Below are 6,238 nucleotides of genomic sequence, written 5' to 3' on the forward strand. Positions count from 1 at the left end.
GGTGTCCTTCTCTTTGGTTACTTTCTCTTGGACAAGCAAGAGAAAGTAACTCGCTCCCCGGCAGGGGAGCGAAACCCCGGCCAAAGGCCGGCCAGGTTTCGACAACCTTTAGCTCCAAACGCACAGCCCTGGATGACTCGCTTCGCTCGCCACTGCGAGGGCGCTCTTCAGGCGCTCTACGCGCTGCGCGCTTGCCCGGCCTGTAGCGAAAGGACGAGCGAGAGCAAGATAGCCACATTCCCGCAAGCACCCGCCCCTCACCCCAACCCGCTCCCCACCGGGGAGAGGGAGCAAAGCTGGCGTTCACCGCGCCGCCGGCAGCCCCAGCGCGCGCACGGCCCCTGCCAGCCAGCGCAGCTGCACGCCCTGGCGCGTGTCGTAGTCGGCACCCGAATAGCCCCACCAGTCCCAGCATGCCTGCGGATTCAAGGGCGCGAAGCTTGCGCGGGTCTGAGGATATAGCACCGCCACGTCGTAGGCGTCGGCCCAGCGGTTGAAGCCGGCCTCGCGCACGAACGCCTCGCCCACCGCCTCGGCGTTCTGCTTGCAGCCGTGCAGCGCCACCAGCAGCCCACACGGCTTGCCGGCGGCGCAGGCCGGCGGCAGGTAGAGGAAGCCTTCGGCGGCGAGGAAGGCATCGGCGCCGCCGGGGCGCAGCGCGTCCTGGCTGAAGCGGCGCAGCTCGCCGGTCGGCGCGACGGCCGCATGCTTCGGCGCGCCGTAGAGCCGGCGGAAGATTTCGCCGGCGGCGTCGAAGCCGCAGTGGCCGAGGTACGGCGAGACCGACTTGCCGCAATCCTCGCCCGTGGCCGCCAGCGGCAGGTTGTGGGCGAAGTCGCGGTCGCCGTCGTCCACCACCTGCATGCCGGCGAGGCCAGGCACGCCGTCACGCAGCGACTGATAAAAGTGCGCAGCGGCTTCGGCCACTACCGGCGCCACCACGGTATCGGCGCGGCCATGCAGCAGGTAGACCTTGGCATGCGCCAGTTCCTTCAGCGCACCGATCTCGCCCTTCTCCGCGCGCTGGCGCGCCTGCGCCGCGAGCGCCGCCGCATCCGGCGCGGCCGTGCCCTTCATGCACGGCCCCAGCGCCGTCTCCAGCTTGCCGCCGGCGCAGCCGTAGGGGCCGCCCGCCACCAGCGCGGCGCCGCGGAAGACTTCCGGATAGGCCAGTTGCGCCTGCGTCGCCATGTAGGCCCCCGACGACAGCCCGGCCACCGCCACGCGCGCCGCCTCGAGGCGCAGCTTCGGCAAGGCGGGCGCAGCCTGCTCCGCCTGCACCGCCAGCCCGGCGAGCAGCAGTCCCGCGCACACTCCTTTCATCCAACGCATGGTCGACTCCTCGCTTGCCGCGCCGGGATGGCGCCTACGAAAAAATGGCCGCCGGTGGGCGGAATGCAGCCGCGCATCGCGCAACGGATGCCTTGTGGTCTGGCATCCGTATAGCAACCGGCGGGGCCTGCGCGGCCGCCGTGCTAGACGGCGGAAAACGGGAGGACGCGGCGGCCGCCCCCACGCCGGCCGCCGCGCCCCGTCGCCCCTGCTCCTCGCCCCGCCGCTTCACGCTCGCTTCGTCGCCCCCTTCCAGGCAGCGGCGTTTCTAGAACGCGTAGCGCGCGCTCAAGGTCACCGTGCGCGGCGCGCCATAGAAGCCGGTGACGATGCCCAGCGCCGCGATGTTGTAGCCGGTGGTGCGGTAGGACTTGTTGGCCAGGTTGGTGCCCTGCAGGCTCAAGGTCCACGGCTCGTCGATCTGCCAGATCACGCCCGCGTTCCACAGCCCGTAGCTGCCCTGGCGGATCAGCGGCGACAGCGTGGTCTCCGGATACACCTGGCTCTGGTAGGTGTAGTTGACGCGCGCGGTGAGGCTGCCGCCGTTGCCCAGCGGATGCGTGTGCTCCAGCGACAGCCCGCCCGACCACTTCGGCGCGTTGGTGAACTTCTGCTGGTCGGCGATGTTCACCCCGCGGCTCATGAACTCGGTGTACTTGGTGTGCAGGTAGGCGAAGTTGCCGCTCAGCGTCCAGTACTCCGACGGCTTCCAGGCGAACTCCTCCTCCACGCCGTCGATGTGGCCCTTGCCGGCGTTGGTGAAGTCGCCGAAGAAGCCCTGGCTGCCGTTGGGCAGCGTGTAGGAGGTGAACACGGACAGCTGGATGTCCGAATACACGTTGTGGAACAGCGCCGTGTTCATCATCAGGCGGTCGTCGAAGAAGCTCATCTTGCTGCCCAGCTCGAACGACTTCACCTTCTCGTCGTCGATCGGCCGGCAGGAGCTGGGGATCGCCGTGCAGTTGGCGCGGATGTTGAAGCCGCCCGAGTGGAAGCCCTGGCTGTAGCTGGCGTAGAGGTGGATCTGGCCGGTGGCCGCGAAATCCAGCGAGACGCGCGGGGAGACGTTGCGCGCCGTATGCGAGCCGGTGAAGTCGGCCGCCACCGCCGTGGGCGTGGTGAAGCTCTCGTCGCGGTAGCCGAAGTTCTGGATCACCGCGCTCTTGGTTTCCTTGGTGAAGCGCGCGCCCACGTCCAGGCTCCAGCGCGGGCTGATGTCCCAGGTGAAGTCGCCGTAGGCCGCGTAGCTCTTGGTGCCCATGCTGCCGCCGGTGCTGCCGTACTGGGCGAAGCCCAGCGTGCTGTACGGCGGCGAGCCGAGGAAGATGTTGTGGATGGTGCCGTTGGCCTTGCCCTTGAAGTAGTACAGGCCGAACACGCCGTGCACCGCGCCGCCGGCGTCGTAGTTGGCCTGGAATTCCTGGCTGAACTGGTGATCGGTGTAGGTGGCCGCCACGTCCGCCACCTTGGCCGGCAGGGTGTCGAAGTCGATGGCGGTGTTGGTGTCGGACTCGCGGTAGGCGCTGATGGATTTGAGCGCCCAGTTCTGGCTGGCGATCCAGTTCAGCGTGAGCGCCGCGCCGCTCATCTTGGTCTGGTTGAACGGGCGCATGCCGCTGCGCGTGTTGAAATCGCTCGATAGCGGCGGGAAGGTTGGGTAGAACCGGTTGGCGACGAGCATCTTCGCGCCGCGCGGGTTGGAGTTGTCGTGCATGCCGTCCACCGACAGCTGCGCATTGAAGTGCTTCGACGGGAAGAAACCCAGCGTGGCGCGCGCCGCGTTGGTGTTCTTGTTGCCGTTGCGGGTGCCGGTGAGCAGGTTGTGGCCGTAGCCGTCGTTGTGGCCGCTGGCCACCGCCACGCGGCCGCGCCACACGCCGTCGCCGGTGGCGCCGGCCACGCTGGCCTTGATGTCCTTCTCGCCGTAGGAGCCCACGGTGGCCTGCACCGAGCCCTCGGTTTTCTCCGGCAAGGGGTTGGAGACGTACTTGATCGCGCCGCCGATGGTGTTCTTGCCGTACAGGCTGCCCTGCGGGCCGCGCAGCACCTCGATGCGCTGCACGTCGAATACGTCCAGCAGGGTGCCCTGCGGGCGCGCCATGTAGACGTCGTCCAGGTAGATGCCCACCGCCGGGTCGAAGCCCCAGGTGGGGTCGGCCTGGCCCACGCCGCGGATGTAGGCGGTGAGCGTGGTGTTGGAGCCACGCGCCGCGTACACCTGCAGCGTGGGCACCTTGCCCTGCAGGTCGCCCAGGTTCTGCACGTTCTGCTTGAACAGCGACTGCTCGGTGAAGGCGCTCACCGCGATCGGCACGTCCTGCAGGGTCTCCTCGCGCTTGCGCGCGGTCACCTTCACCGCCTCCAACTGCTTGGCGTTGGCCGGCTTGGCCTCGGTGGCGGTGGCGGCCTGCTGGGCGTGCAGCGGCGCGGCGCCGGCCAGGCCCACGACCAGCGCGATGGCCAGACTCAAGTCAGTGCGTTTCATGGTTCCCCTCACCCCGTTGAGGCATCCGCACGGGAATGCCGATGCGGCGCAGAGTAGGCAGCGCCCCGCACGCGGGCACTTGTACCTTCGTACAGTCCCCAAGCCGCGCAGGGCGCGCCGATACTCGCCGCCGGCGCCGTCCGGCGCGCATGGGGTTCCCTGGGATGGCTTTCCTGATCGTGCTGGCCGCGCTGGCCTTCCTGATGCTCGCGGCATACCGCGGCTACAGCGTGATCCTGTTCGCGCCGGTGGCGGCGCTGGGCGCGGTGCTGCTCACCGAGCCGGCGCTGGTGGCGCCGATGTTCACCGGTCTCTTCATGGACAAGATGGTGGGCTTCCTCAAGCTCTACTTCCCGGTATTCATGCTGGGCGCGGTGTTCGGCAAGCTGATCGAGCTGTCGGGTTTCTCCAAGGCCATCGTGGCGGCCACCATCGGCCTGGTGGGGCGCAGCCGCGCGATGCTCTCCATCGTGCTGGTGTGCGCGCTGCTCACCTACGGCGGCGTGTCCCTGTTCGTGGTGGTGTTCGCGGTGTACCCGTTCGCGGCGGAGCTGTTCCGCCAGGCGGACATCCCCAAGCGGCTGATCCCCGGCACCATCGCGCTGGGCGCCTTCACCTTCACCATGGACTCGCTGCCCGGCACGCCGCAGATCCAGAACATCATCCCCACCGCCTTCTTCGGCACCAACGCCTGGGCGGCGCCGTGGCTGGGCACGCTGGGCGCGGCCTTCATCCTGGTGGCGGGCCTGGCCTACCTGGAGTGGCGGCGGCGCAAGGCCGCCGCGGCCGGCGAGGGCTACGGTGGCAACCTCGTCAACGAGCCGGCCCCGTTCGAACACGGCAAGTTGGCCCACCCGCTCATTGCCCTGCTGCCGCTGCTGCTGGTAGGCGTGGCGAACAAGATGTTCACCGACCTGGTGCCGCGCGCCTACGGCGCCACGCAGTCGTTCCTGCCCAGCGTGGTGGGGCCGGCCAAGCCGGTAGTGCAGGAAGTCGCCAAGGTGGCCGCGATCTGGGCGGTGGAGGGCGCGCTGCTGCTCGGCATCCTGTGCGTGCTGGCCTTCGCCTGGCGGCCGGTGTCCAGGCAGTTCGCCGACGGCAGCAAGGCCGCGGTAGCCGGCGCCCTGCTGGCCTCGATGAACACCGCCTCCGAGTACGGCTTCGGCGCGGTGATCGCCGCCCTGCCCGGCTTCAAGCTGGTGGCCGACGCGCTGCACGCCATCCCCAACCCGCTGGTGAACGAGGCGGTGACGGTGACCGCGCTGGCCGGCATCACCGGCTCGGCCTCCGGCGGCATGGGCATCGCGCTGGCCGCGATGGCCGATGCCTTCATCGCCAACGCGCACGCCGCCGGCATCCCGCTGGAGGTGCTGCACCGGGTGGCCGCGATGGCCTCCGGCGGCATGGACACGCTGCCGCACAACGGCGCGGTGATCACCCTGCTCGCCGTCACCGGCCTCACCCACCGGCAGTCCTACCGCGACATCTTCGCGGTGACGCTGATCAAGACGCTGGCGGTGTTCGTAGTGATCGGCGTCTACACGCTCACCGGGCTGGTCTGAGCCCATCGCCCCGCAGCGGGGCCACCCAAGGGAGGAAAGAGCGATGTCGATGAAGCGATGCGTCCTGGGCCTGCTGGCCCTGCTGCTGTGCGCGCCGGTGCTGGGCCTGCACGCCGCCTGCGTCAACAGCGTGGTGCTGGTGCACGGCAATACCGGCAGCCCGGGGGACTTCCAGAACACCTACGACCTGCTGCGCCAGCACGGCTACGGGGACGCGCAGATCCTCGCCCCGGCCTGGGGCAACCGCTACTGCGCGGCCTGCAACGACCACTACGGCAGCGAGGAGACGCCGGTGCGCAGCGCCATCAACAGCGCGCTGGCCAACTCCTGCACCGGCCGCATCGACGTGATCGGCCACTCCATGGGCGTGACCCTCGCCATGCGCGAGATCGACGCGCTGGGCGCGGCCTCGCGGGTCGAGCACTTCATCGGCATCGCCGGCGCGGTGCACGGCCTGTGGTCGTGCGGCGCCTACCCGTTCAACGTCGCCACCGCCACCTGCGGCACCTACGGGTTGTCGGTGCACAACCCGTTCCTGGACAGCATCGCGGGGCACCGCTTCGGCACGCACATGGTCTCGCTCAAGTCGTGGCTCGACGAGATCAACTGCTACGGCGGCATCTGCACCGTGGACGGCGTGCACACCTCGACCATCCCCGGCGAGGACGCCAGCCTGGACTACCCCTACGGCCACTACCAGCTGCTCTGGTACACCGCGCAGGACCAGTACAACCTGCTGCAGATCCACTAGCCCCCACGCCCCGGCCGGGCGCATCGGTGCATGCGCCCGCGCCGCCATGGCCACCGCTCACGCCTGCGCGGGAACGAGGCAGCGGAACGCCCGGGCGGGGCCCCGCCC

The 6,238-nt window shown here is 69.4% G+C and carries 4 protein-coding genes; 2 read left to right on the forward strand and 2 right to left on the reverse strand.

Annotated features, from left to right (window positions below; all coding sequences use genetic code 11):
• Positions 1-303: 303 nt before the first annotated feature.
• Both ACH65_RS17675 and ACH65_RS17680 read right to left on the reverse strand, forming a co-directional pair.
• Positions 304-1,332, reverse strand: coding sequence for an extracellular catalytic domain type 2 short-chain-length polyhydroxyalkanoate depolymerase (locus ACH65_RS17675; protein WP_049623956.1), 1,029 nt, complete (start codon positions 1,330-1,332; stop codon positions 304-306).
• Between the two features lie 268 nt (positions 1,333-1,600).
• Positions 1,601-3,817, reverse strand: coding sequence for a TonB-dependent receptor (locus ACH65_RS17680; protein ID WP_049623957.1), 2,217 nt, complete (start codon positions 3,815-3,817; stop codon positions 1,601-1,603).
• A 164-nt stretch (positions 3,818-3,981) separates the two neighbouring features.
• Between ACH65_RS17680 and ACH65_RS17685 the strand changes: the two genes are divergently transcribed.
• Both ACH65_RS17685 and ACH65_RS17690 read left to right on the forward strand, forming a co-directional pair.
• Positions 3,982-5,379, forward strand: coding sequence for a GntP family permease (locus ACH65_RS17685; protein WP_049623958.1), 1,398 nt, complete (start codon positions 3,982-3,984; stop codon positions 5,377-5,379).
• Positions 5,380-5,428: 49 nt separating this feature from the next.
• Positions 5,429-6,130, forward strand: a complete 702-nt coding sequence (locus ACH65_RS17690) for a lipase family protein (protein WP_237561562.1) — start codon at positions 5,429-5,431, stop codon at positions 6,128-6,130.
• Positions 6,131-6,238: the final 108 nt, after the last annotated feature.

The organism is Frateuria defendens, assembly GCF_001182895.1.
Classification (GTDB): domain Bacteria; phylum Pseudomonadota; class Gammaproteobacteria; order Xanthomonadales; family Rhodanobacteraceae; genus Frateuria_B; species Frateuria_B defendens.